This is a genomic window from uncultured Roseobacter sp. (assembly GCF_947496515.1).
Taxonomy (GTDB): domain Bacteria; phylum Pseudomonadota; class Alphaproteobacteria; order Rhodobacterales; family Rhodobacteraceae; genus Roseobacter.
On record NZ_CANMDB010000044.1, the window covers coordinates 1 to 2,519 of the forward strand.

At 63.4% G+C, this 2,519-nt stretch carries 2 protein-coding genes; both read left to right on the forward strand.

The window, feature by feature from the left end; translation table 11 throughout:
* Positions 1-136 precede the first annotated feature (136 nt).
* Complete coding sequence (locus tag Q1A53_RS23280) at positions 137-1,009, forward strand: site-specific integrase (RefSeq protein ID WP_299971779.1); 873 nt, start codon at positions 137-139, stop codon at positions 1,007-1,009.
* A gap of 10 nt (positions 1,010-1,019) precedes the next feature.
* A complete protein-coding gene (locus Q1A53_RS23285; RefSeq protein ID WP_299971782.1) occupies positions 1,020-2,222 on the forward strand; it encodes an IS91 family transposase in 1,203 nt (400 codons plus the stop codon).
* The last annotated feature ends 297 nt before the right edge of the window (positions 2,223-2,519 follow it).

Below are 2,519 nucleotides of genomic sequence, written 5' to 3' on the forward strand. Positions count from 1 at the left end.
GGACAAGGACGAAACCGCTCTCGCGGTATTGGCGCTTGTGGCGGGTTATGCGCACTGAATTTGGCGCTGCGATTTTGTAGATGGGCACGGCTGTCAGACGATTGGGACCTTCTCAATCTGATGACAGGAGGTTCCGATGACGGACCAGTATGTGCCTGCGCTGCGCCAGCGCTTTCTCGAAGACATGCGGATCAAGGGGCTGCAGCCCAAGACGCAGACGATGTATCTGCGAGGAATGCGGGAGTTCACGCGGTTTCTCGGTCACGCGCCGGACACAGCGACGCCGGAAGAGCTCAGGGCGTTCCAACTCGACATGAAGGAGCGGCGTGTTGGGGCGCCCACGTTCAATAATCGTCTGACGGTGCTGAGCTTCTTTTTTGCAACGACGTGCCCACGCCCGGAGATGAAGCGGCACATGCGCTACCAGCGTGCCGCAAAGAAGATCCCGGTCGTTCTCAGTGCCGAGGAAGTGACGCGCATTCTTGAGGCTGCACCCGGGCCCGGGCTGAGATACCGGGCTGCCTTCAGCGTGGCCTATGGCGGCGGGCTACGGGCAAGCGAGGTCACGCATCTGAAGATCGGCGATATCGACAGCGACCGGATGCTGATCCGGATCGACCAGGGCAAGGGGCGCAAGGATCGCCATGTGATGCTGTCGCCGGCCCTTCTGGAATTGCTGCGCGATTACTATCGCGAGGCGCGGCCCGCTGGCTGGCTGTTTCCGGGCCGCAACCGGGTCGACCCGATCTCGACGCGGCAGTTCAACCGGGCCTTTGGCGTCGCCTGCGACTTCGCCGAGATCAGGAAGAATGTGTCGCCTCATACCCTGCGGCACAGCTTTGCTACGCACCTGCTGGAGGGCGGGACGGACATCCGGGTCATTCAGGTGCTGCTCGGGCACGCCAAGCTGGAGACCACGACGATTTACACCAAGGTGGCGACCAAGACGATCCGGGATGTGACCAGCCCGCTCGACCTGCTGGTGCAACGCGAGGCTGGGTCCGGCTGACCGCAGTCCAGTGTCCCGCCCCAGACTGGAGGTCGCGGATATCTTCCGCGCCTATGGGCCAGCCTATCGCCGCGCGCAAGCCGGGCATCTGAACCTGCCGCAGCTGAAGGTGATGTCCGCGATCGAGACCTGCCGCACCGCCGCCCTGGGTGGGCACGTGTCGGCTTGCACCAAGTGCGATCATCAGCGCATCGCCTACAACTCCTGTCGCAACCGGCATTGCCCGAAGTGTCAGGGGGCCGCATCGCGGGACTGGATGCAGGCGCGCATGGAAGACTTGCTGCCGGTGGAGTACTTCCACGTGGTCTTCACCCTACCTGCGCCAGTCACCGACATCGCGTACCAGAACAAGGCGGCGGTCTATGGTCTGCTGTTCAAGGCCTCGGCCCAGACATTGCTGACCATCGCCGCCGACCCCAAACATCTGGGTGCGCGCATCGGCATGACATCGGTGCTCCACACATGGGGTTCGGCGATGACGCACCACCCCCATGTACACGTGATCTTGCCAGGCGGAGGACTGTCTCCGGATGGACGGAGATGGGTCGCCTGCCGACCGGGGTTCTTCCTGCCCGTCAAGGTCTTGTCGCGGTTGTTCCGCCGACTGTTCCTCGAAGGGTTGGGTAAGTTGCACGAGGCAGGCAAGCTGGCCTTCTTCGGCGATCTGTCGGAGTTGGCCAACCCGGATACCTTCCAGGCCCGTCTCGCCCCGCTGCGCAAAACCGACTGGATCGTCTACGCCAAGCCACCCTTCGGCGGCCCTGAAGCCGTACTGGCCTACCTCAGCCGATACACCCACCGGGTCGCCATCTCGAACCACCGCCTCGTCAGCGCAGATGCCGACACCGTGGCCTTCCGGTGGAAGGACTACCGGATCAAGAAGGGCGATCGTATGAAGGTCATGCGCCTGCCAACGGCGGAGTTTATCCGCCGCTTCCTGATCCACGTCCTGCCCTCCGGCTTCCACCGCATCCGCCATGCGGGCTTTCTCGCCAACGGCATCCGTCGTGACCGGATCGCGATGATCAGGCGCTTGCTCGACAGCGAACCAGAGCCGGATCAAATGGCCAACGAACCTCCGCTCACCCGCGCTGACGAAGACGACCAGCTTCAGCCTTGCCCGAAATGCGGCGGCGCCATGGTGGTCATCGAGACCTTCACCCGCGGTCAAACCCCGCGATCCCGCGCGCCACCATCGGAGGATGCCGCATGATCCATCAACCAAACCCGGCCCAACCTTACGGAGGCGCCGGGCCGATCATTGCGACCAGTCTCATGACGTCGACGGCGAAAAAGATGTTGAAACCAGCGCGCGCGCCCAGACGGCGCCATCTACCCGGAAAAGCCGATCGGTCGACGCGCCCTGACACCACAGCGGCTGCCGCTCCGCTCCCCAACCGACGCGACGGTTGCGCACAATCCCCATAGCCGAGAAAGCCGCCCGCGCTTTCCTCCTTGTCAGATTTATCGCCGCTGCAGCTCACGCTGACAGCAGCCACAAACCTTAGAC

What these genes read in the sequence shown, in the direction of transcription:
- Q1A53_RS23280 (WP_299971779.1), top strand. Translation starts at nt 137, where the DNA reads ATGACGGACCAGTATGTGCCTGCGCTGCGCCAGCGCTTTCTCGAAGAC.